The organism is Mesorhizobium wenxiniae (assembly GCF_002284535.1).
Classification (GTDB): Bacteria; Pseudomonadota; Alphaproteobacteria; order Rhizobiales; family Rhizobiaceae; genus Mesorhizobium; species Mesorhizobium wenxiniae.
The window spans coordinates 1-20,723 of the sequence record NZ_NPKH01000033.1; the positions used below are offsets into that span (position 1 = coordinate 1).

At 62.6% G+C, this 20,723-nt stretch carries 19 protein-coding genes, 7 tRNA genes and 1 other RNA gene; 11 read left to right on the forward strand and 16 right to left on the reverse strand.

What is annotated here, in order from left to right:
- Window positions 1-282: 282 nt before the first annotated feature.
- From CIT31_RS25130 to rnpB, 8 genes are all read right to left on the reverse strand, one after another.
- A tRNA-Ser gene (locus CIT31_RS25130) sits at window positions 283-374 on the reverse strand.
- Between the two features lie 33 nt (window positions 375-407).
- Window positions 408-481: transfer RNA gene (locus CIT31_RS25135), tRNA-Cys, on the reverse strand.
- Between the two features lie 115 nt (window positions 482-596).
- Window positions 597-683: transfer RNA gene (locus tag CIT31_RS25140), tRNA-Leu, on the reverse strand.
- A 53-nt stretch (window positions 684-736) separates the two neighbouring features.
- Window positions 737-821 (reverse strand) — tRNA-Tyr (locus CIT31_RS25145).
- A gap of 189 nt (window positions 822-1,010) precedes the next feature.
- Window positions 1,011-1,099: transfer RNA gene (locus tag CIT31_RS25155), tRNA-Ser, on the reverse strand.
- A 41-nt stretch (window positions 1,100-1,140) separates the two neighbouring features.
- A tRNA-Leu gene (locus CIT31_RS25160) sits at window positions 1,141-1,225 on the reverse strand.
- 49 nt (window positions 1,226-1,274) lie between these two features.
- Window positions 1,275-1,351: transfer RNA gene (locus CIT31_RS25165), tRNA-Pro, on the reverse strand.
- Window positions 1,352-1,410: 59 nt separating this feature from the next.
- Window positions 1,411-1,714, reverse strand: an RNA gene (rnpB, locus tag CIT31_RS25170) — RNase P RNA component class A.
- 203 nt (window positions 1,715-1,917) lie between these two features.
- Here rnpB and CIT31_RS34425 point away from each other — a divergent pair.
- Both CIT31_RS34425 and CIT31_RS25180 read left to right on the forward strand, forming a co-directional pair.
- Window positions 1,918-2,091, forward strand: coding sequence for a hypothetical protein (locus CIT31_RS34425; RefSeq protein WP_095520835.1), 174 nt, complete (start codon window positions 1,918-1,920; stop codon window positions 2,089-2,091).
- A 218-nt stretch (window positions 2,092-2,309) separates the two neighbouring features.
- The gene (locus CIT31_RS25180; protein ID WP_095492155.1) at window positions 2,310-2,738 is read left to right on the forward strand and encodes a CBS domain-containing protein; all 429 of its coding nucleotides are present in this window, start codon (window positions 2,310-2,312) and stop codon (window positions 2,736-2,738) included.
- 274 nt (window positions 2,739-3,012) lie between these two features.
- On the opposite strand, the gene CIT31_RS25185 is transcribed toward CIT31_RS25180, so the two are convergent.
- Window positions 3,013-3,792 carry an alpha/beta fold hydrolase gene (locus CIT31_RS25185; protein WP_095520836.1) on the reverse strand — a complete coding sequence of 260 codons (780 nt, stop codon included), beginning with the start codon at window positions 3,790-3,792 and terminating at the stop codon, window positions 3,013-3,015.
- Between the two features lie 135 nt (window positions 3,793-3,927).
- Here CIT31_RS25185 and CIT31_RS25190 point away from each other — a divergent pair, with 135 nt between their 5' ends.
- The 3 genes from CIT31_RS25190 (at window position 3,928) to CIT31_RS25200 (ending at window position 9,404) form a co-directional block, all read left to right on the forward strand.
- Window positions 3,928-4,857: a LysR family transcriptional regulator gene (locus CIT31_RS25190; RefSeq protein WP_095520837.1), complete on the forward strand. Its 930-nt coding sequence runs from the start codon at window positions 3,928-3,930 to the stop codon at window positions 4,855-4,857.
- Between the two features lie 261 nt (window positions 4,858-5,118).
- Window positions 5,119-6,273 carry an efflux RND transporter periplasmic adaptor subunit gene (locus CIT31_RS25195; RefSeq protein ID WP_095520838.1) on the forward strand — a complete coding sequence of 385 codons (1,155 nt, stop codon included), beginning with the start codon at window positions 5,119-5,121 and terminating at the stop codon, window positions 6,271-6,273.
- The gene (locus CIT31_RS25200) at window positions 6,273-9,404 is read left to right on the forward strand and encodes an efflux RND transporter permease subunit (protein ID WP_095520839.1); all 3,132 of its coding nucleotides are present in this window, start codon (window positions 6,273-6,275) and stop codon (window positions 9,402-9,404) included. Before CIT31_RS25195 ends, CIT31_RS25200 begins: the two co-directional genes overlap by 1 nt.
- 9 nt (window positions 9,405-9,413) lie before the next feature.
- Here CIT31_RS25200 and CIT31_RS25205 read toward each other — a convergent pair whose 3' ends face one another.
- The gene (locus tag CIT31_RS25205) at window positions 9,414-9,812 is read right to left on the reverse strand and encodes a hypothetical protein (protein ID WP_095520990.1); all 399 of its coding nucleotides are present in this window, start codon (window positions 9,810-9,812) and stop codon (window positions 9,414-9,416) included.
- A 305-nt stretch (window positions 9,813-10,117) separates the two neighbouring features.
- Here CIT31_RS25205 and CIT31_RS25210 point away from each other — a divergent pair, with 305 nt between their 5' ends.
- The 4 genes from CIT31_RS25210 to CIT31_RS25225 all read left to right on the forward strand — a co-directional run bounded on the left by CIT31_RS25210 (window position 10,118) and on the right by CIT31_RS25225 (window position 12,744).
- Window positions 10,118-10,933 carry an SDR family oxidoreductase gene (locus tag CIT31_RS25210; RefSeq protein WP_095520840.1) on the forward strand — a complete coding sequence of 272 codons (816 nt, stop codon included), beginning with the start codon at window positions 10,118-10,120 and terminating at the stop codon, window positions 10,931-10,933.
- Between the two features lie 26 nt (window positions 10,934-10,959).
- Window positions 10,960-11,454: a MaoC family dehydratase gene (locus CIT31_RS25215; protein WP_029348059.1), complete on the forward strand. Its 495-nt coding sequence runs from the start codon at window positions 10,960-10,962 to the stop codon at window positions 11,452-11,454.
- A gap of 181 nt (window positions 11,455-11,635) precedes the next feature.
- Window positions 11,636-12,280 (forward strand): TetR/AcrR family transcriptional regulator, encoded by a 645-nt coding sequence (locus tag CIT31_RS25220; protein ID WP_095520841.1) that lies wholly within the window; start codon window positions 11,636-11,638, stop codon window positions 12,278-12,280.
- 224 nt (window positions 12,281-12,504) lie between these two features.
- Window positions 12,505-12,744, forward strand: a complete 240-nt coding sequence (locus CIT31_RS25225) for a DUF680 domain-containing protein (RefSeq protein WP_095520842.1) — start codon at window positions 12,505-12,507, stop codon at window positions 12,742-12,744.
- 80 nt (window positions 12,745-12,824) lie between these two features.
- Here the strand turns inward: CIT31_RS25225 and CIT31_RS25230 are convergent, their stop codons facing one another.
- The 6 genes from CIT31_RS25230 to CIT31_RS25255 form a co-directional block, all read right to left on the reverse strand.
- Entirely contained in the window at window positions 12,825-13,055 is a 231-nt protein-coding gene (locus tag CIT31_RS25230; RefSeq protein ID WP_065011085.1) for a hypothetical protein, read from the reverse strand.
- Window positions 13,056-13,109: 54 nt separating this feature from the next.
- Window positions 13,110-13,691 (reverse strand): sarcosine oxidase subunit gamma, encoded by a 582-nt coding sequence (locus CIT31_RS25235; RefSeq protein WP_095520843.1) that lies wholly within the window; start codon window positions 13,689-13,691, stop codon window positions 13,110-13,112.
- The gene (locus CIT31_RS25240; protein WP_095520844.1) at window positions 13,684-16,674 is read right to left on the reverse strand and encodes a sarcosine oxidase subunit alpha; all 2,991 of its coding nucleotides are present in this window, start codon (window positions 16,672-16,674) and stop codon (window positions 13,684-13,686) included. Before CIT31_RS25240 ends, CIT31_RS25235 begins: the two co-directional genes overlap by 8 nt.
- Window positions 16,671-16,967, reverse strand: coding sequence for a sarcosine oxidase subunit delta (locus tag CIT31_RS25245; RefSeq protein WP_065011078.1), 297 nt, complete (start codon window positions 16,965-16,967; stop codon window positions 16,671-16,673). Before CIT31_RS25245 ends, CIT31_RS25240 begins: the two co-directional genes overlap by 4 nt.
- 88 nt (window positions 16,968-17,055) lie before the next feature.
- Window positions 17,056-18,309 (reverse strand): sarcosine oxidase subunit beta, encoded by a 1,254-nt coding sequence (locus CIT31_RS25250; RefSeq protein ID WP_095520845.1) that lies wholly within the window; start codon window positions 18,307-18,309, stop codon window positions 17,056-17,058.
- A 127-nt stretch (window positions 18,310-18,436) separates the two neighbouring features.
- Window positions 18,437-19,222, reverse strand: a complete 786-nt coding sequence (locus CIT31_RS25255) for a hypothetical protein (RefSeq protein WP_133116206.1) — start codon at window positions 19,220-19,222, stop codon at window positions 18,437-18,439.
- A gap of 152 nt (window positions 19,223-19,374) precedes the next feature.
- Between CIT31_RS25255 and CIT31_RS25260 the strand changes: the two genes are divergently transcribed.
- Complete coding sequence (locus CIT31_RS25260) at window positions 19,375-20,133, forward strand: SDR family oxidoreductase (protein WP_095520991.1); 759 nt, start codon at window positions 19,375-19,377, stop codon at window positions 20,131-20,133.
- A gap of 122 nt (window positions 20,134-20,255) precedes the next feature.
- On the forward strand, window positions 20,256-20,642 hold the full coding sequence (locus tag CIT31_RS25265; RefSeq protein ID WP_029348073.1) for an SET domain-containing protein: 387 nt from the start codon (window positions 20,256-20,258) through the stop codon (window positions 20,640-20,642).
- Window positions 20,643-20,723: the final 81 nt, after the last annotated feature.

A 20,723-nucleotide genomic window follows, 5' to 3' on the forward strand; every position in this document is an offset into this window, starting at 1 on the left:
CGTTCGAGTGTCGCTCACGCGGCTCTCTTGAATTTCGCAGAGGGCAGATCTAGAAGCGAAGCGCTTCGTCGCCAGCGGCGCACCGCCCTCGTTGGTGAGGCGTATATGGGAAGCATCGGTTTCGTGTCAAGCACCTTTTGGTGAAAGAACCTGCTAATTCCATTGCCGGCTTGGCATCGTGCTGCGTTCCCCGGGGTTTCAGCCAGATCGAGCCATGTTGGCTGCAGGGATGGGGTTACGACAGCAATGCTCGTTTTCGGTTAATCCACAGCCTGATGCCGCTGGCGGAAGAGAAGGGATTCGAACCCTCGATGCGGGTGTCTCCGCATAACGGCTTAGCAAGCCGCAGCCTTCAGCCGCTCGGCCACTCTTCCACCTTGTCAGCTGTTGATCAGCTGTCGATAATTTGGAGGCGCCGGCCGGACTCGAACCGGCATATACGGAGTTGCAGTCCGCTGGATAGCCGTTCTCCCACGGCGCCATGACGCTCACTTCTAAGGGACGCCACGTCTTGCATTGCTTTGACGGATAATTGCTTCCGGCTGCCCGGCGCGTGCTCTACCGAATGACCGACCGAATAGCTAAACCGACTGATCTGGTGCGACCGGCCGGAATTGAACCGGCACGCCACGGGAGGCGCCGCATTTTGAGTGCGGTGCGTCTACCATTTCCGCCACGGCCGCAACTGGTGCCCAGGGATGTAGCGAACCAACCACCGACATGAAGCTTCAATGATTGGTGGAGGGAGTAGGATTCGAACCTACGAACTCAAAGAGGGCAGTTTTACAGACTGCTGCCATTAACCGCTCGGCCACCCCTCCGAAACATCCGGAATCAGAACCTTGGCTCGGGTACGGCGAACCTTGATCTCCGAACTAAATTAGGCGTCCTGCCTTTGAACGAGCCTCGAAAAAACTGGCGGACAAGGCAGGATTCGAACCTGCGAGACGGTTTGCGCCGTCTACCCACTTTCCAGGCGGGCGCCTTCAGCCGCTCGGCCACCTTGCCGCTGGCGGAGGGGGGATTTGAACCCCCGAGGCCCTTGCAGGCCTACCCGCTTTCGAGGCGGGCGCATTCAACCAGGCTCTGCCACCCCTCCATATTCGATTTGATGCAGCCCGATTTGGTGCGGCCCCAATTTGGTGCGGACGGCGATATTCGAACTCGCAACGGGAATGCCCGCCGGGTTTAAGCCGGCTGCGTCTACCGATTCCGCCACGTCCGCGAGTGCTTTTCCAGCTTCGCGCCGCGTTCGCAAAGATCGCGAACCGGGATGGTCGGAGTGGCAGGATTCGAACCTGCGGCCCCCTCGTCCCAAACGAGGTGCGCTACCAGGCTGCGCTACACTCCAGCTCTCCGAGCCCGTAGGCCGAGTTGTGCGCGTCTGCCGGTTCTCGCCACGAGATGCTTGAGACCAGATCCCCTGTAAGCCGGGTTCTGTCGAGGGCTGCCATTCCTCTTGGACGCCTGTCGCCAGACGCCTCCTTGCCCGCCACCAAAGCCCTCCCCGACACAGGTCACAGGGCACTTCTTGCGGTTGCTTCCCCCACCCTGTCGCCCGTTTCACCCGTCCCGACTGGGACGCTCGTCTCTGTTGCCGTGGCTCGCCTCGCGGCGGGCAGGCATTACCTGCTGGGGTGTGTCGGCAAAGCCCGGACTTTCCTCGCTCCACGACATTCGTCGCTTAGTGCGCGGCAGGAGCCCGGAGATCTGATCTCTTCTGGTGGAACGGCTGGATCGCCACGATCCGAAGGTTCTCACCATGAAAATTCGAGCCGCACAGAACCGGGGCTAACCCATCCCATGCGGCGGTCTCCGGTCCTGCCGCATTATATGGGAACAAAACGGGAAACTTCAAGGATCACGCCTCGTAGTCTTGCATAATGGCGCCTCGTTGCCACAGCAGGAGTAAAGCAGATGATGGAAGAAAAAGTACGCGAAGCGATCGTCACAGAGCTTGAACGACAAGCGGAGGTCAGTCCTTCGAAGCTGCGGATTTCCGTGCGCGATGAGGAACTCGTCGCGGACGGAAAGATCGATCTCGACGGGCTCGCCACGGCGATCGTCGGCGCCGTAGCAGGAGCGCCGTAGCGCGGCAATCGCAAGGAACTGCCGCGACCGATCCGGATGCTGGCGGCGCGGGCAAGCGGGTGGAACCATTCGGCCCGGCTGTTAGTTCCATCAACGAAGAACGGACCGAGCGTCGCAGCGCGACAGGCCTGAGGCCCTCAATAAGGTCCCTCAGACCAATATCGGTCGACGACCGCAGAGCGCTGGTGCCGTTCTGGGCGCAAACAGGGAGATTCACCATGAAAGTCGCTGAGATAATGACCCCCAACGTCCATCTCGCCAGTCCTGACGAGTCACTGCAGAAAATTGCGAAACGAATGGCGGTTGACGATGTCGGATTCCTCCCCGTCGGAGAAAACGACCGACTCGTCGGAACGATCACCGACCGTGACATCGTCGTGCGTGCGGTCGCCGAAGGCAAAGACGGCAACGCGACGGTCCGCGACGTGATGACTGAGGATGTCAAATACTGCTTCGAGGACGAAGATATCGAGCACGTCGTCCAGAACATGGGTGATATCCAGGTCAGGCGGTTGCCTGTCCTCAATCGCGACAAGCGCCTGGTGGGCGTGGTCTCGCTCGCGGACGCGGCGCTGAAGGAAGATCCGGCAACCGTCGGAATCGCGATGTCCGGCGTGGTCGTACCCGGCGGGGCACACGCGACGTAAGCGTGTTGCCCGGCAGGCGGGATGGGACTGAGTTCAGCGGCCCGCGCTAGCATCAGACCAAAAAGTGGGTACCGGTTTTGGGTCCGATGCTCAAACAAAAAGAGGAGCAGCGGTTCCGCTCTAGCGCTGCCGCGTCTCAAAGAGCGCACCAGAGACCCTAATCCGACCTTGCTGTCATATTGCCCGGGAGCGTCGATGACGCTCCCGGCTGCGCCAGTATCTTGCACGTTTCCGCGCGCTCTTGGCCGTGGCTCAGAGCTACGGTTGGGCGATGTCAGTTCGGTGCCACCGCGGTATCGCCCAGCACCACACCCTTGGCAGCCTGTTCGATGACGTCGGCTATGGCCTGTGGCTGGGTAAGGAACACCACATGGCTGCCTTTGACCTCGGTCGTGACCGCCCCGATACGATCGGCGGTGCTCCGAAGCAGTTCGGGCGCAATAGCGCCGTCCTCAGTCGCGACAACGTACCAGCTTGGCTTGGTCTTCCACGCCGCCGTCGTCACCTTGGCCTCAAGCGCCTTCATAGCGATCGGCACCTGGGAGTCGCGCAGGAATGCGGCGTCGGCATTGTCGGTGTCCCCGGCAAAGCCGGCCTTAAACTTCTCAGTCTTCAGGAACGCGAAGCCATCGGGCTGCACGTCAGGTTGAAAGTTCGGCGGCGGAGGAACCTCGGCATATTGGTCCAGCGTGGATTGACCGATCTCCGGCGCGAAGGCGGCGACATAGACGAGGCCCGCAACATTGGCAGCGTCGCCGGCCTCTGTAATTACCGTGCCGCCGTAGGAATGACCGACGAGAATGGCTGGCCCATCCTGCCGGGCGAGCACGCGACGCGTTGCGGCTACATCGTCTTCGAACGACGTGAGCGGGTTCTGGACGATCGAGACCTTATAGCCACGACTTGTCAGTTGGTCGTAGACGCCTCGCCATCCAGCTCCGTCGGCAAAGGCGCCGTGGACGAGAACGATGTTGCGGAGCGGCGCGCTCTGTGCGTCGGCAGCAGTTGCCGAAAGCGTCAGCGCACCGACGGCGATCGCTAGGGATTTGATCATAGTAATTCTCCAGTTGGATTTTGCTGTTGATAGGACAATCATGACCTACTCTGAAGGGTCTGACTTGATTATCGAGCGGATTCGGACATCAATGTCTCAAAATGAGAGACAATCCGAATTCGCTGGAGGACTCATATGCTGCGCGACTTCAGCGATACGGTCGCTTTCGTAAAGGTGGTGCAGGAAGGGAGCTTCACAGCGGCGGCGCGCATGCTCAAGGTGCCGAAGACACGGGTCAGCCGGAAGGTGCAGGAGCTGGAATCCAGACTGCGGACACAACTGCTGAATCGGACAACACGCAGCCTGAAGCTGACTGAAGCGGGCGCGGTTTATTTCCAGCACTGCGAGCGAGTGGTGAAGAATCTGGAGGATGCCGAGAACGCAGTGGCGGAGTTGCAGCAACATCCGCGTGGGTGGCTTCGGATTACAGCCTCGTACTGGCTGGCAACTCGCGTCCTCGCGCCGCTGCTCACCGAGTTTCGCCGCTTCTATCCAGAGGTGTTCCCGCAATTGCTTCTTGGGCACGAGGTCGTCGACCTCGTCGCCAAGGACATCGACATCGCTTTCCGGCTCCAGGAAGGCACCCTGCCCGATTCCACGCTCACGGCTCGGCGGCTCGGCGCATTGCCGATGGGCATCTATGGAGCCCCGACCTACCTGGAACGTGCGGGAACGCCACAGCATCCATCGGAGCTGGCGGAACATGCCTGTCTGTTGACGGAGTTTTATTTCAATCGTCCGGCGGTAGAATGGCCACTATCGAGTGGCGGCGAGCGGTACCAGTTTAAAGTACGAGCAGTGGCCGTCGCCAGCGACCCAGAGGCTCTTCACGGGTTCCTGCTGGGGGGAGTTGGCCTGCTCATGACCAACCATATGCGCGTCAAGTCGGACGTTGCCGCTGGAAGACTGGTTCGTGTCCTGCCCGAGTGGGCAGGGCCCGAACCGACCCTCTATGCGATCCGGCCAGGAGGCGGCGTTCAGCCGCCCAAGGTCAAAGCATTCTTGGACTTTCTCATTCCGCGGCTCGATTTGAAGAGGATTGACAGCAATGCGAGTCACATCTGAAGCCGATCCTGCGCACCAAGCGCTTCTTCCGCCGCATCGCCGGGCGTTAAACTGACCCACTCCCCCCTTTGGCGGTAGCCGGCTGATCCAGTTTGACTCAAGCGTAGCCCCTATCAACGTTACACCGATTTAATGTGCAAGCGAGCGGGAGAATTGCCATAAAGCTTTGATATCGACGAGTCATCCTGCGGGTCGGAGTGCGCCGTTGCGTCTACTTCACCTTGGGAACCGTAGGCGGTATATTTGCCAACCGGAGCGCCGATGGCCACCTGGAAACAGATCGTTTTTGCACTTGTGATCCTCGTCGCGGCTGCGGCCGCCTGGGTTCGCTTTTTTCCAGGCGCGCCGGATGTGCTGGCGCGCTGGGGCATCGACTGGGCTTATGCCGCAACGCCACCAACGGGCGCCGTCGATAACGCCGGGCAAGCAGGCAGCAGCAACGCCGCCGGTCAGCGGGTGACTATCGTCGCATTGCCGGCAGCCGCCGCCATCATCAACGATCGCCTGCAGGCGATCGGCACCGGCCGCGCCAACGCCTCGGTGACGGTCAATCCCTACAATTCCGGCCGCCTCGTCGAATTCCTGGTCGAGTCCGGCGCCCATGTCGAAAAGGGGCAGGTGATCGCCACCCTCGATTCCGACACCGAGGTGATCGCACAGGACCGCGCCAAAGTTGCTTTGCAGGACGCGCAGGCCAAGCTCGACCGGGTCAAATCGCTGCGGGCTTCCAACGCTGCGACAGCGGTCGCCGTTGCCGATGCCGAAGTGGTGCTGGCCAATGCCAAGCTGGCGCTTCGCGATGCGGAACTGGCCTTGCAGCGCCGCTCGATCGTCGCGCCGATTGCCGGCGTCGTCGGCATCCTGCCAATTGCCGCCGGCAATTATGTGACCAGCCAGTCGGCGGTCGCCACCCTCGACGACCGCTCCAGCATACTGGTCGAATTCTGGGTGCCGGAGCGCTTCGCCGCCGCCGTCAAGATCGGCGCGCAATTGTCGGCAACGCCGATCGCCAATCCCAACAAAGCCTATACCGGTACGGTTTCCGCTATTGACAACCACATCGATGAAGCCAGCCGTACCCTTCTGGTCAAGGCAAAGATCGCCAACCCGGCCGATTCGCTGCGTGCCGGCATGTCCTTCCAGATCTCCATGAAATTCCCCGGCGACAGCTATCCGGCGGTCAGTCCGCTGGCGATCCAGTGGGGTTCGGACGGTGCCTATATCTGGGCCATCGTGGACGGCAAGGCCAAGCGGGTGGCCGTGCGCATCATCCAGCGCAACACCGAGACTGTGCTGATCGACGCCCCGATCGTCAGCGGCGACATGGTGGTGACCGAAGGCACCCAGAGCGTCAGCGAAGGCAGCGCGGTCCGCATCGCCGGCGAAGAACATCGCGCCGCGGACGCCGACGGCTGATGACCGCAACCAACAACGCCGCCAGCGATACAGGCTTCACCGCTCTGTTCATCCGCAGGCCGGTGATGGCCTTGGTCTTGAACACGCTGATCGCGGTCGCCGGCCTTGCTGCCTTCTACGGTGTCGAAGTCCGCGAACTGCCGGATGTCGATCGCGCCGTTGTCACCGTTAACACGACCTTTGAAGGCGCTGCGGCCGAGACCGTCGACCGCGAATTGACCGACGTGATTGAGGGCGCGGTCGCCCGCGTCTCCGGTGTGAAGACGATCTCGTCCACCTCGTCCTTCGGCACGAGTCGCGTCACCATCGAATTCAACGACGGCGTCGACCTCGACGTCGCCGCCTCCGATGTGCGCGATGGCGTTGGCCGCGTCGTCGACCAGATGCCGGACACGGCGGATGCGCCGCGCATCGTCAAGGCCGACGCCAATTCCGAGCCGGTGATGCGGCTGGCTGTCACCTCCGATACCATGTCGGTGCAGGACATGACGGTGCTGGTCCAGGACCAGATCGAGGACGAGCTTGCCGCCGTGCCCGGCGTTGCCGACGTCCAGGTCTATGGCGACCGCGACAAGATCTTCCGTATCGATGTCGACCAGAACAAACTTGCCAGCCTGGGCTTCACCGTCGCCGACCTGAGGACAGCGCTGGCTTCGGTCGCTTTCGATTCGCCGGCCGGCTCGATCACCACGACCAACCAGGACCTGATCGTGCGTCCGACGGCGGACGTGACCACGCCGGAGGAGTTCGAAAACATCATCATCGGCGGCACGACCCGCATCCGCGACGTCGCCACCGTCACACTCGGCCCCGATATCGGCCAGACCACGTTGCGTTCGAACGGCAAGACCGGCATCGGTCTCGGCATCATCCGCCAGGCGGAATCGAACACGCTGGATATTTCGACCGGCGTCAGGGCCGCGGTCGCCGCGCTGCAGGCCGATCTGCCTCAGGGCATGTCGATCAAGGTCACCAGCGACGATGCGGTCTTCGTCAACGGCGCGGTGCATGAGGTCGAGATCGCACTCGGCCTGTCCGTCTCCATCGTGCTGATCGTCATCTACGTGTTTCTCCTCGACTGGCGCGCGACGCTCATTCCGGGGCTTGCGATGCCGGTCGCCATGATCGGGACGATCGCCGCCATCTATCTCGCCGGCTTCTCGGTCAACATATTGACGCTGCTCGCCCTGGTGCTGGCGACGGGCCTGGTCGTCGACGACGCCATCGTCGTTCTGGAAAACATCGTGCGACGACGCAACGAAGGCATGGGGCCACGCGCCGCAGCCGTGCTTGGTGCCCAGGAAGTGTTCTTCGCCGTCATCGCCACGACGTTGACGCTGGTCGCAGTCTTCGTGCCGATTTCCTTCCTGCCCGGCCAGACCGGCGGCCTGTTCCGCGAATTCGGCTTCGTTCTCGCCATATCGGTGCTTCTGTCCGCCGTCGTGGCGCTGACGCTTTGTCCGATGCTTGCCTCACGCATGCTGTCGGCCGCGCCGCTTCACCACGAAGGCGGCAGCGGCATCGGCGCCCGCATCGGCGGTGCGCTGAACACGCTCTACCGGCGATGCCTGCGCACCTGCCTCGACGCGCCGTGGATCGTACTCCTGGTCGCGCTGCTGTTTGCAGCCACCGCCTTCACGCTGTTCGGCACGATTCGCCAGGAACTGACGCCGACCGAGGATCGTGCCGTCGTGCTTATGCGCGTCGACGCGCCGCAAGGCGTCAGCCTCGATTACACGACCGAGCAGATGCAGAAGATCGAAAAACTGATCCAGCCGCTGCGCGATTCCGGCGAAATCCGCAATACGTTCGAGAGCGCCGGCCGGAACGGCGCCTACAATGCCGGCTTCATGGTGATGACGCTGGCGCCGTGGGACGAGCGCGACCGCAGCCAGCAGCAGATCATGGCCGACATCAGCCGGCTCACCCGGCAGGTGCCGAGCGTGCGCGTCTTTCCGATGCAGCCCAACAGCCTCGGCATTCGCGGCGCCGGCAGCGGCCTGCAGTTCGCGCTGGTTGGCAACAATCGCGCAGCGCTCAGCGACGCTGCGGTGAAGATCATCGCCGAGATGCGGAAGGATGCCCGCTTCCAGTCGCCCCGGCTCTCCGTCGACCCGACGCAACCCCAGCTTTCGGTGGCCATCGACCGCGAGCGCGCTTCCGACCTCGGCATCGACATCACCGGGCTTGCCGATACTTTCCAGGCCATGCTCGACGGCAATGATGTCGTCGACGTCTACATCGCCGACCGCAGCTACGGGGTGAAGCTCGTCTCGACGACCAACCCAATCAACGATCCGACCGACCTGGAGAACATCTTCCTGAAGACGGCCGACGGCCGCTTCGTGCCGATGTCGACCATTGCCACCTTGACCGAGCGCGCCGTGCCGCCCTCGCTGACCCGCGAGCAGCAGCAGCCGTCGGTGGCTATCACCTCCAATCTCAGCGGCGATTTCGCGCTCGGCCAGGCGCTCACCCGCGCCGAGGCAATCGCCACGCCGCTCCTGCCGCCGGGCAGCCGCATCGTCCCCTTGGCCGAGGCGGCGACGCTTGGCGAGACCAACAGCGCCATGATCACCATCTTCGGCTTCTCGCTGGTCATCATCCTTTTGGTGCTCGCCGCTCAGTTCGAGAGCTTCGTCAGTGCGGTCATCATCATGGCGACGGTGCCGCTCGGTCTTGCCTGCGCGATCTTTGCCCTTTTGCTCAGCGGCACCAGCCTCAACGCTTACAGCCAGATCGGCCTGGTGCTGCTGGTCGGCGTCATGGCCAAGAACGGCATCCTGATCGTCGAGTTCGCCAATCAGTTGCGCGACCGCGGGCTCGGCGTCCGCGAGGCGATCGAGCAGGCCTCGACCATCCGGCTGCGGCCGGTGATGATGACGATGATCTGCACCGTGCTCGGCGGCGTGCCGCTGGTGCTGGCGAGCGGCGCCGGCGCCGAGGCGCGCATCGCGCTCGGCTGGGTGATCGTCGGCGGGCTGGGTCTGGCCACCGTCTCGACGCTATTCCTGACCCCGGTCGCCTATCTCCTGCTCGGCCGCTTCGTGACGCCGAAGGTGGAAGAGGCATCGCGGCTGAAGCGCGAGCTCGAGGAAGCCGCCTACACCAATGTCGAGCCTGCTGAGTAGGCCCTTCCGTTAATTGCCTATGAAATCCAGCCGTCGAAAATATGGATTTCTCGGATCAAAGGGATACTTTGGTTCACCCTTGCCAGTTGAAATGGCACCCGCGATCAGCACCCCCTTCGGTCCAAATTGATAGTCGATGCCGGCGCAAAGGTGGGCGAGATCCTGGTAGTTAAAACTACGCAGCGCACTACCACCTTCGAATGCGGCTGCTTTGAGTTGCTCAGGCGTGAGCGGCTCAATCATCCTATCGCGATAGGCTTTGACCTTGGCCTTATTGAGCTTGGACCACTCGCATTCGGCGCCGATAACTCGCGCCAGCATGATATTTCTAACTGCGGTCGCGGCTGGATCATCCAAAGGGATCGAATATTTCTCAAGAAAATAATTCGTACTCGGGTCGTTGGTCATCGACTTGCGCCAAAAGGGCGGGAACTTGTCCGCGGCCTCGGCGAAAATTGTACTTGCCATCGACACAAGGACAACCCCGACAAACCGCTGTAACCACATGGACGTACCTCGAGCTATTCTGTTTCAGGACCGTGCCATTCGGCTTGGCCAGTTCGTAGGCACGCGCCCTATCGCGTCGGCCAGCGGGCACGACCGCTGTCACGTGGGTCCGGCACTTTACCCGTGGAGAGGATGATCGTACTTCGGTAAGCCTTGTCAACGCGAGCCTTTTGCTGGGCGAGGCAAGGGCGCGCGGAGGAATTGCGATGAGCTATCTGGATGAGCTGTTTTCGGTGGCCGGCAAGACCGCGCTGGTGACTGGGGCTGCGACCGGCATCGGGCGCATGGCGGCGACCGCTTTGGTCAGGGCCGGTGCTACCGTGATGATCGCCTCGCGCAAGGGCGAGGATTGCATCAGGGTTGCCGGCGAACTGAACGGCCTCGGCGGCTCCGGCCGAGCCGAGGGCTTTGCCGGCGATGTCTCCAGCGAGGTTGGCATCGCGGCGATGGTTGCCCAGGTCAAGGCACGGACCGAACGGCTGAATATCCTGGTCAACAATGCCGGCGTTTCCTGGGGCGCGCCGCTGGAAAGCTTCCCCTACCATGCCTGGGCCAAGGTGTTCGGTGTCAATGTCACTGGCGTCTTCCATCTGACGCGCGAGCTCCTGCCGCTGCTCGACGCCGCCGCCAGCGATGCCGATCCGGCCCGGGTGATCAATCTGGGTTCGGTGATGGGTACGCAGCCGCTGGCGGACGACGCCTATTCATACTCTGCCTCGAAAGCCGCGGTTCACCACCTGACACGCACCTTAGCGATCGAGTTCGCCGCCCGCCACATCACCGTTAACGCTTTCGCCCCCGGCCCCTTCCAGAGCCGGATGACCGCCTTTGCCACCGCGACCGAGGACCAGGCCAAGCATGTCGGCGGCCATGTTCCGATCGGCCGTATCGGCGCGCCGGATGACATTGCCGGCGCAACGCTCTATTTGTGCAGCCGAGCCGGCAGCTATGTCACCGGCGCCATCCTGCCGATCGATGGCGGGCAGTCGGTGCAGCATGGGCTGACACTGTTCAAGGAATGAAGCCGCTCGCGTACCGGACGGTTGAAATGGAGGACATCAGCGTGGAACCGATCAGTCTCGATGTGCTTCTGGCCAGCGTGGGCAAGGAAGTCGGCGTGTCGCCGTGGCGGGTCGTTTCGCAACGCATGATCGACCAGTTCGCCGATGCCACGGACGACCACCAGTTCATCCATTGCGATCCGGAGCGCGCCAAGCGCGAGACGCCGTTCGGCGGCACCATCGCGCATGGCTTCCTGTCGCTTTCGCTTTTGTCGGCGATGACCTTCGAGACCATGCCGCCGCTCGAAAACAGCAAGATGGGCGTCAACCATGGCTTCGATTCGCTGCGCTTCCTGGCGCCTGTGAAGACCGGCGCGCGCATCCGCACCCGTTTCGTGCTGGCCGACGTCAAGGTCAGGCCGTCGGGCTGGGTGCAGACGGCGCATGATGTGACCATCGAGATCGAGGGTTCGAAAAAACCGGCATTGACCGCGCGCTGGCTGACGCTGACATTGATCGAGCGCCAGCCGGAAGCGGCCTGAACGGCTCAACGAGCCTCGGCGGAGATGATCTTCATGTGCCGGCCGACCTAGGGGTATCGCCGATCGAAGCGCCGCGACGCCGATTTTGCCAATGCTTGATTTGACAACGCCTTGTCCGTTTCCGTACAGCGTATATAAATTAGCCGGCCACTAACAGCCGCTAACAGAAGGCAGGCGAAAATTGCCGCTCAGCGTCCAGACACGCCGCGAGAAACAAAAGGCCGAACTGCGCTCCGAACTTGTCGATGCAGCGCACAAGCTCGTGCAGGAGGAAGGCTATGAAGGCCTCACCATCCGCAAGCTGGCCAAGCGCGTCGGCTATGCGCCAATGTCGGTCTATTCCTATTTCGCCGACAAGCAGGACATCTTGTTCGCGCTGGCCGAGGATGCGTTCGAGACCCTGGCAAAGCGTATCGAGGATCACCCGGCCGACGATCCGATCGAGGCGCTGCAAGTGGTGATGACCGAATACGCGGCCTTCGGCCTTGGCAACCCCAACGAGTATCGCACGATATTCATGACTGAAAAGGTCAAGCCGCCGGAAGGCAGGACCTTCGCCGAAATGCAAGAGGGCAACCCGTTGATGAAAGTGCTGATCAATAGGGTCGAGGCCTGCGTTGCCGCCGGCAAGCTGAAGGGCGACCCGCGCGCCATTGCCACCATGCTGTGGGCGGTTGGCCACGGCACGATCTCGCTGCTGATTACCTTTCCTTTCTATCCGTTCGGCGACCAGCAGGCGTTCGTGAAACGGATGTGCGACTTCACGCTATCCGCGCTGGCCACCAAGGACGTGCCCCCGCTGACCGAGACGCCGGCCAACTGCTGAAGGGTTCCTTCGGTTTCGGACAGCTTAAGATCTTGTGCGGCACGGGTGAACGGCACCGCGTGTGCAACTCGTCGCGTGCTGGCGCGGCGCGATTCCCAACATCCACATAAAACTTTTTTCGTACATGTACGACTTCTGACTTGAACCCCGCGACAGTCGGGCGTATATGTACGCTATATCGTACATGTACGGAAAAGATTCAGCGGTTGAACCGGAGACAGACAATGAAAAAGACGATCTTCGCCCTCGTGGCCGTCCTGGCATTCTCGAGCGCTGCCTTCGCCGGCCAGAGCCAGCCCGGCAAGCCGGCCGCAGCCTGCGCCGACACCAACGTCAAGCTCGATTGCGGCGCGACCGGATCGGTCGAAGAGACAGGCCCGGCGACCCACAAGGGCTCGACTGAAAACAAGGATCCGCGGCTCGGCATCGACATCGATCCGTGGATCGTGCCCAGCACGTTCTGAGGTTCGAAAACAAATGGGTGGTAGGAAATCCTGACCGCCCGCTTTGGTGGCCGTTTCAGCCAGACTCCGCCGGACGGAAGTTATTTCCTGCGCTTCTTCATTCCGGCCACGATCTTGGCCTTGCCGGGCCTTGCGGGAGCGCCGGAAATCGAAGTCCCGGTGATCGACACCGGATCGCTGGCCGGAAACGTATCCTCGAGGCCTTCCTCGAGTTCCTCTTCAATATTTGAGCCTTCATGCGGCTCGTGTTCGAGAGAGCGAACGGCCGACGTCTTCTGGACTGGTGGATTCGGCGCTGATTTCGACGGCATCGACATCTCCCTCGACTTGCTCCGGCTCCGGCAAACGGTCGGTCGCAGCGAACGTTATGCCGCTGCGTCGCGGGCCGCCTCCGACAGGAAAGTAAAGACATAATCGGAAAAGGAACGCCAGCATTCAACGCGGAACGCGTCGGACGCGGTGCGCAACAGCACGATTTCGACCTTACCGAGAATGGTGCGCGACGCCGCGCCTACCGGAAAGGCGTCGAGCGACAAATCCTGCGGACAGCCTGAATTGATCGTCGCCGCCGCTGCCGGGCCGGTGACCGATATGGCAACGTTGCGATGCGAGATGACGACCGCCGAATGCAGTACTGTCACCTCGGCGCAGTCGGCGAGCGGGACTTTTCCCACCTCATCGATGACCAGCCATTCGTCCGGCCCAAGCCACAAGGCCGTGCGCCCGGCCTTTGCCGCCGAGGTTTTGGGTTTTTGCGGCAGGGTTACGCCGAGCGCCTTCGAAAGCGCCGCGACCGAGGCGTCCGGCGCACGCAGCGAAATGCGCTCTGCCGGTGGCAACACGGCAAGCGTGACGCCGGTTGCGGAAAGCTCCTGACCGGCGAGAGCCGGGCGGCGTTCGACTGACGGCGCAGCGGCGGCAGATTTCTTCGCAGCAGCCTTAGCCATTGAGGCGCTCCCCCTTCTCGTCGAAGAACACCATGCCGGTGACCTCCACCTCGATCGTCGCGTTGGGCATCGGCACGTAAAGCGTCTCACCCATCCGGTCGCGGCCGCCGGCAACCAGGGCCAGCGCGATCGAGCGGCCGCAATTTTCCGACCAGTAGCTGGAGGTGACATGGCCGATCATGGTCATCGGGATCGCCTGCTTCGAATCGCCGACGATTTGCGCGCCTTCTTCCAGCACCACCTTAGGATCCTTGGTCTTCAGGCCGACCAGTTGCTTGCGGCCGTTGGCGACAAGGTCCGGCCGCACCATGCCGCGAATGCCGACGAAATCGGTCTTCTTCTTGCCGACTGCCCAATCGAGACCGGCATCGTTAGGCGTTACCGTGCCATCGGTGTCCTGGCCGACGATGATGTAGCCCTTTTCGGCACGCAGCACGTGCATCGCCTCGGTGCCGTAGGCACAGGCGCCATGCTTCTGGCCCTCGGCCCATAGCGCTTCCCAGACGGCCTGGCCGTAGTCGGCCGGCACGTTGACCTCGAAGCCGCGTTCGCCGGTGAACGACATCCGGAACAGCCTTGTCGGCACGCCGCAGATCCTGCCTTCGCGCACCGACATATGCGGCAGCGCCTCGTCCGACATGTCGATGCCTTCGACCAGCGGCGCGATGATGTCCCGAGACTTCGGTCCTTGCACAGCGATCACCGCCCACTGTTCGGTGATCGACGTCAGCCAGACATTGAGATGCGGGAACTCGGTCTGGAGGTAATCCTCCATATGGTTCATGACACGCGGCGCACCGCCCGTCGTCGTCGTCACATGGAAACGGTCGGGTGCAAGCCTGCCAACGACACCGTCGTCATAGATGAAACCGTCCTCGCGCAGCATGATGCCATAGCGGCAGCGGCCGGGCTCCAGTTTCTCCCACGGATTGGTGTAGAGCAGTTCCATGAACTTCGCCGCATCCGGCCCGACCACCTCGATCTTGCCCAGCGTCGAGGCGTCGAACAGGCCGGCCGTCTTGCGCACCGTGACACACTCACGATCGACAGCGGCGTGCATGTCCTCGCCCGCCTTTGGAAAATACCAGGCGCGCTTCCACTGGCCGACATCCTCGAACACGGCACCTTGGCGCTCGGCCCAGGGATGGATCGCCGTCTTGCGAGTCGGGTCGAAGAGCGGACCCCGCGCATGGCCGACGATCGAGCCGAAGGTCACCGGCGTGTAGGGCGCCCTGAACGTCGTCAGGCCGACTTGCGGGATCGGCTTGCCGAGCGTCTCGGCGGCGATTGCCAGACCGTGCATGTTCGAGGTCTTGCCCTGGTCGGTCGCCATGCCGTTGGTGGTGAAGCGCTTGACGTGCTCGATCGAGCGCATGCCTTCATGCACCGCCTGGCGGATGTCCTTGGCGGTGACGTCGTTCTGGAAATCGACAAAGGCCTTGACCGTCGTATCCGCCCCGGCGCCGGGCGCCGCACCCAGCATGCCGCGCGACCAGTTCTCGCTGGCGTCGACCTTCGGCTTGTTTCCCTTGGCGTTGGCGCCGACATCCTTCGCTGCCTTGGCGCCCGCCGCATAGGCCTCGTCGATCGTCGCCGATAGCCCGTCCGTGCCGTTGCAGGCGCCGACGGAGACGCAGTCCTGCGCATAGGCGCCGGGCACGAAGCGCTTGGTCTCGTCGTTGAAGGCAACCTTGCCGCGCGACTGCGAGAACAGATGCACCGACGGTGTCCAGCCGGCCGACATCAGGATCGCGTCAACGGGGATGGTACGTTCGCCGCCGCCATTCTTCGGCTGCACGGTCATCGATGAGACGCGCAATTTGCCGCCGGCGCGGATCACCGCGCGGCCGAAATTGACCTCGATGCCGAGCGCCCTCGCCTCCTCGATCACCGGCCCAGTCGGATTGTCGCGCAGGTCAACGATCGCCGCCACGCCGACACCGGCCTTCTTCAGGTCGATCGCCGCCGCATAGGCGGAATCATTGGCCGTATAGACGCCGACATTCCTGCCGACCGTGACGCCATAATGGTTGAGATATGTGCGCGCCGCCGATGCCAGCATGATGCCGGGCCGGTCGTTGTCGGCAAACACCATATGCCGCTCTATGGCGCCGGTCGCCAGCACCACGCGCTTGGCACGGACCTGCCACAGCCGCTCACGCGGCAGGTCGCGGCCGGGGTTTTGCAAATGGTCGCTGACGCGCTCGACCAGCCCGACGAAATTCTGCGCGTAATAGCCAAAGGCCGTGGTGCGGGACAGCACACGGACGTTGTCCATCGTCTTGAGCTTCGCGACCGCACTCTGCGCCCAGGCAAAGCCGTCCTGGCGATCGATCTTCGCGCCGCTCTCGAAATGCAGGCTGCCGCCGAACTCCGCCTGCTCGTCGACAAGGATGACGCGCACACCGGTCTCGGCCGCCGCCAGTGCTGCGGCAATGCCGGCCGCACCGCCACCCAGCACCAATACGTCGCAATGGGCGAAGCGCGCCGAATAATGGTCGGGGTCCGCCTGGTCGGGGGCGACGCCGAGCCCGGCCGCAGCACGGATCTTGGGCTCGTAGAAGTTTTTCCAGGCGGACTTCGGCCACATAAAGGTCTTGTAGTAGAAGCCCGCCGAAAGCAGCGGCGAGGCGATGTCGCCGAGCGCACTGACGTCGAAGGAAAGCGACGGCCAGCGGTTCTGTGACTGTGCCGCCAGCCCGTCATAAAGCTCCTGCACGGTGGCACGGACATTTGGTGTCTTCCTGGCGGAGTCGCGCTTGATCTCAACCAGCGCGTTGGGCTCTTCCGCCCCGGCGGACAGAAAGCCGCGCGGCCGGTGGTATTTGAACGAGCGGCCGATCAGATGGACGCCGTTGGCGAGCAGCGCCGAGGCCAGCGTATCGCCCTCGACACCGGCATAAGAATGGCCGTCGAAGCTGAAGCTGGCAGTCTCTGCCTGCCTGAGGCGTCCGGCGCCGGGAATGCGGAACGCTGCGATCATTTGGAGGCTCCCGGCAGCTTCGCCGGCTTGGGCTCGCCGGCCTTGTAGGTCAACAGGAACCTGTCGCTGACGGTGTCGCGCACGGCGTTGAAGAACCGCGCACAGCCATGCATGTGCCGCCAGCGCTCATAGATGATGCCTTTGGGATTCGAGCGGATGAAGAAGAACTTTTCGAAGTCGTCATCGCTCTCGCCGGCCATGTTAGCCGAACGCGCAATATGCGCCTCGCCGGCGTTGCGGAATTCGAGTTCAGGACGCTCTTCCTCGCAATAGGGGCAGCGGATGAGAAGCATGGTTGTTCCTACAATTCGCCGGGGCCGACGCGGGCGCCGGCCGGTTGATCGCAAAGCCAGTGACCCAACATCACGAAGCGGGCCTTCATCAGTGTGCCACCGCCGCCGCCGCCGCCTCGTCGATCAGGCGGCCGGTGCGGAAGCGCTCGATGGTGAAGGGGGCGTTGATCGGGTGCGGATCGTCTTTTGCGATGGTGTGGGCAAAGACATGGCCCGAGCCGGGCGTTGCCTTGAAGCCGCCCGTGCCCCAGCCGCAATTGACATAGAGGCCGGGCACCGGCGTCTTGGCCAGGATCGGCGAGCGATCGGGCGTCACGTCGACGATGCCGCCCCAGCTCCGCAGCATCTTCATGCGGGTGAACATCGGGAACATCTCGCAGATGGCGTCGAGCGTGTGCTGGAGGATATGCAGGCCGCCGGTCTGCGAATAGGAGACATACTGGTCAGTGCCGGCGCCAATGACCAGCTCGCCCTTGTCGGACTGCGAGATATAGGCGTGCACGGTGTTCGACATCACCACGCAGGGGAATACCGGCTTGACCGGCTCGGACACCAGCGCCTGCAGTGGATAGCTTTCCAGCGGCATGCGCACGCCGGCCATGTTCATGATGACGGACGAATGGCCGGCGGCCACCACGCCGACCTTCCTGGCGCCGATGAAGCCGCGGGTTGTCTCGACGCCGGTGACCGCACCGTTCGGCGCCCGCTTGACCCCGATGACCTCGCAATTCTGGATAATGTGGACGCCGCGCGCCGAAGCGCCCCGCGCATAGCCCCAGGCGACGGCATCGTGGCGGGCGGTGCCGCCGCGACGCTGCAGGGTCGCGCCCATCACCGGATAGCGGGCATCGCGCGAAATGTTGAGCGGCGGGCAGAATTCCTTCGCCGCTTCCGGTGTCAGCCATTCATTGTCGATGCCGTTCAGACGGTTGGCATGGACGTGGCGTTTCAGCACCTGGATGTCATGGACATTATGGGCCAGCATCATGACGCCGCGCGGCGAATACATGACATTGTAGTTGAGCTCCTGGCTGAGCCCGTCCCACAGTTTCAGCGCGTGGTCGTAGATGCCGGCGCTCTCGTCATAGAGATAGTTGGAGCGGATGATGGTGGTGTTGCGGCCGGTATTGCCGCCGCCGAGCCAGCCCTTTTCCAGCACCGCGACATTGGTGATGCCGTGCACCGTGGCGAGGTAGTAGGCGGTGGCCAGGCCATGGCCGCCGGCGCCGACGATGATGACGTCGTACTCCTTCTTCGGCTCTGGCGAGGACCACTGTTCCTCCCAGCCCTTGTGGCCGCGCATGGCCTCGCGGGCGATGGCGAATACCGAGTATTTCTTCAACGTTCCAGCCTCGCAGATAGCGGCCGGGCATCCAATCGAGCGCCGGCGCGCGAGGTGTATCACTAGCGAAACAGCGCTGCCACCCTTGCGCTGTTTGCGACGGCGCTTGCCGTTTTGCGCCGTGCCTTCAACGGCCGCTGTTCTGAGCTTCGCCTTTTGACGGTTCAGCCGGAGCACGCTTCAGGATGGACGGCCCAATTGCATGGGTCGGCCGCAGATAACCTTGGCGGCAATCGGCAGCGATTTTACGGATTTCCGCATCATCCGACTGCTCCGCCATGGCCACGAAGCGCTCGATGATCACCTCGCGCGGCCTGATGGCCACTGCCGCAGCAAAGCGCCGCAACACCGCATCCGGATGCGCGAGCAACCGCGGCAGGTCCTTGGCGCTCGGCATGAAATAGTGACCATAAGCGTTGACCAGTGTCTTGAAAGCCGAGCCCGGACGCAGCGCAGCTGCATTTTCCACCGCAAGCCTTAGCTGCCAGCGCTCCGCAAGGCAGATGAACTGGACGACCTTCCACCGCACGCCGGCAGGTTCGTCATCAAGCCGCAGCATGACACGGCCGAGAATGGCTCCATCTGCCAGCGTCGTGCATCCCAGAAGCGCCTCGATTGCGTCGAACCTGATCCGCACAACTTTGCTGTTGAGCAGATCGGCGATCTCCGCGACAACGCAATTCATGTTGAAGCTTAGCCTGGGGCTGATCTCGGCCACCAAAAAAGCGGCGGCGGCCTGAGTATGAAGGTTGCCGGACGTCAGCAGCGGCCGGAGGTTTTCAAGGGGAAAGCCTTTGTGAAATTCCGATTGAAGAGCGAACGTCAACTCGCTGTCGCCCTCATAGCCGGGCTCCAGCAACTTGCTCATCATGTCTTGGGGGGTCATTGGAATGGGTGGCGCGTCCACCCGCAATGTTGAATGACGGCTTTGGTAGCTTGGCGTCCGCCCGGCGTCAAGAAATCTTGACAGATGCCTTCGCAGGTATCGGGTGGCTCGCCCCGCCCCGGACTGCGATCACCATCCCGATTGCCGGCGACGCTGGCGCGAAGAAAGGGATGAAAACAATGCTCGCACTCGCTAACAAGGTCGCCATCGTCACTGGCGCCAGTTCCGGCATCGGCCACGCCACGGCAAAGCTCTTTGCCGAGGAAGGCGCCAAGGTGGTCGTCGCTGCCCGTCGCCAGGCAGAGCTGGACGCGCTCGTCACTGAAATCGAGGAGGCCGATGGCACGGCCATTGCTCTTGCCGGCGACGTCCGCGACGAGGCCTATGCCAAGGCCCTTGTCGATCTTGCGGTGGGCCGGTTCGGCGGGCTGGATATCGCCTTCAACAACGCCGGCTCGGTCGGCAAGATGGGTTCGATTTCGGGGTTGTCGCTGGAGGGCTGGCGAGAGACGCTCGACACCAACCTGACCAGCGCATTTCTCGGCGCGAAACATCAGGTGCCGGCGATGGTCGATCGCGGCGGCGGATCGCTGATCTTCACCTCTACCTTCGTCGGCCATACCGTCGGCATGCCCGGCGTGACCAGTTACGCCGCAAGCAAGGCCGGGCTGATCGGATTGACGCAGGTGCTTGCCGCCGAATACGGCGCGAAAGGCGTACGGGTCAACGCGCTGCTGCCGGGCGGCACCGATACGCCTTCGGCAACATTCAAGACACCTGAATCGCGAGCCTTCGTCGAAAACCTGCATGCCTTGAAGCGCGTGGCGGAGCCCGAAGAGATCGCCCGCTCGGCGCTCTATCTTGCTTCCGACGCATCGAGCTTCACCACCGGAACCGCGCTGTTTGCCGATGGCGGTGTTTCGATCAGCCGGACGTGAGGCGTTTTTCCCGTCGGCGAACAATGGAACGCGGCATGTTGCAAAACCGGCCTTGCTTTCTTGGCGCGATTTAGCGATTGCGTTTTCTGTTCGAAGAATGCTGTCGAAGACGGGCCTAAAACATGCTGCTGATCAGGACCTACATCGCTGCTAGCACAATCGAGGGTGTCGGCGTATTCGCCGCCGAGCCGATCAGGAAGGGAGCGTCGATCTGGCAGCTCGATCCTGACTTCGACCGGTTGATCCCGACGGAAAAATATAAGGCCGCACCGCCGCATCTCAGGGAATTGCTCGACAGATATGCCTATCCAAGCCCGGACCGGCCCGGATTCATGGTCTATGAAGTCGACAATGGGCGCTTCATGAACCACGCCGAAAGGCCGAACACGGATTTCTCGCAGTATGGTGGCGCAACCGCGATCCGCGACATTGCGGCGGGCGAAGAAATAACCTGCGACTACGGCGAATTCTTCGAGGATTTCGAGCGGCTTCATCTGGCCACGGCATAGAGGAAGAGCCTGTCGCCAATTGCTCTGTTGCGAATCAAACGACCCGGAGCGATGATCGGCTCCGGGCCATGTTTCCAACCC

What these genes read in the sequence shown, in the direction of transcription:
- CIT31_RS25180 (WP_095492155.1), top strand. Translation starts at nt 2,310, where the DNA reads ATGAAAGTCGCTGAGATAATGACCCCCAACGTCCATCTCGCCAGTCCT.
- CIT31_RS34425 (WP_095520835.1), top strand. Translation starts at nt 1,918, where the DNA reads ATGATGGAAGAAAAAGTACGCGAAGCGATCGTCACAGAGCTTGAACGA.
- CIT31_RS25225 (WP_095520842.1), top strand. Translation starts at nt 12,505, where the DNA reads ATGAAAAAGACGATCTTCGCCCTCGTGGCCGTCCTGGCATTCTCGAGC.
- CIT31_RS25245 (WP_065011078.1), bottom strand. Translation starts at nt 16,967, where the DNA reads ATGCTTCTCATCCGCTGCCCCTATTGCGAGGAAGAGCGTCCTGAACTC.
- CIT31_RS25190 (WP_095520837.1), top strand. Translation starts at nt 3,928, where the DNA reads ATGCTGCGCGACTTCAGCGATACGGTCGCTTTCGTAAAGGTGGTGCAG.
- CIT31_RS25260 (WP_095520991.1), top strand. Translation starts at nt 19,375, where the DNA reads ATGCTCGCACTCGCTAACAAGGTCGCCATCGTCACTGGCGCCAGTTCC.
- CIT31_RS25265 (WP_029348073.1), top strand. Translation starts at nt 20,256, where the DNA reads ATGCTGCTGATCAGGACCTACATCGCTGCTAGCACAATCGAGGGTGTC.
- CIT31_RS25185 (WP_095520836.1), bottom strand. Translation starts at nt 3,792, where the DNA reads ATGATCAAATCCCTAGCGATCGCCGTCGGTGCGCTGACGCTTTCGGCA.
- CIT31_RS25210 (WP_095520840.1), top strand. Translation starts at nt 10,118, where the DNA reads ATGAGCTATCTGGATGAGCTGTTTTCGGTGGCCGGCAAGACCGCGCTG.
- CIT31_RS25215 (WP_029348059.1), top strand. Translation starts at nt 10,960, where the DNA reads ATGGAGGACATCAGCGTGGAACCGATCAGTCTCGATGTGCTTCTGGCC.
- CIT31_RS25205 (WP_095520990.1), bottom strand. Translation starts at nt 9,812, where the DNA reads ATGACCAACGACCCGAGTACGAATTATTTTCTTGAGAAATATTCGATC.
- CIT31_RS25240 (WP_095520844.1), bottom strand. Translation starts at nt 16,674, where the DNA reads ATGATCGCAGCGTTCCGCATTCCCGGCGCCGGACGCCTCAGGCAGGCA.
- CIT31_RS25195 (WP_095520838.1), top strand. Translation starts at nt 5,119, where the DNA reads ATGGCCACCTGGAAACAGATCGTTTTTGCACTTGTGATCCTCGTCGCG.
- CIT31_RS25235 (WP_095520843.1), bottom strand. Translation starts at nt 13,691, where the DNA reads ATGGCTAAGGCTGCTGCGAAGAAATCTGCCGCCGCTGCGCCGTCAGTC.
- CIT31_RS25230 (WP_065011085.1), bottom strand. Translation starts at nt 13,055, where the DNA reads ATGCCGTCGAAATCAGCGCCGAATCCACCAGTCCAGAAGACGTCGGCC.
- CIT31_RS25200 (WP_095520839.1), top strand. Translation starts at nt 6,273, where the DNA reads ATGACCGCAACCAACAACGCCGCCAGCGATACAGGCTTCACCGCTCTG.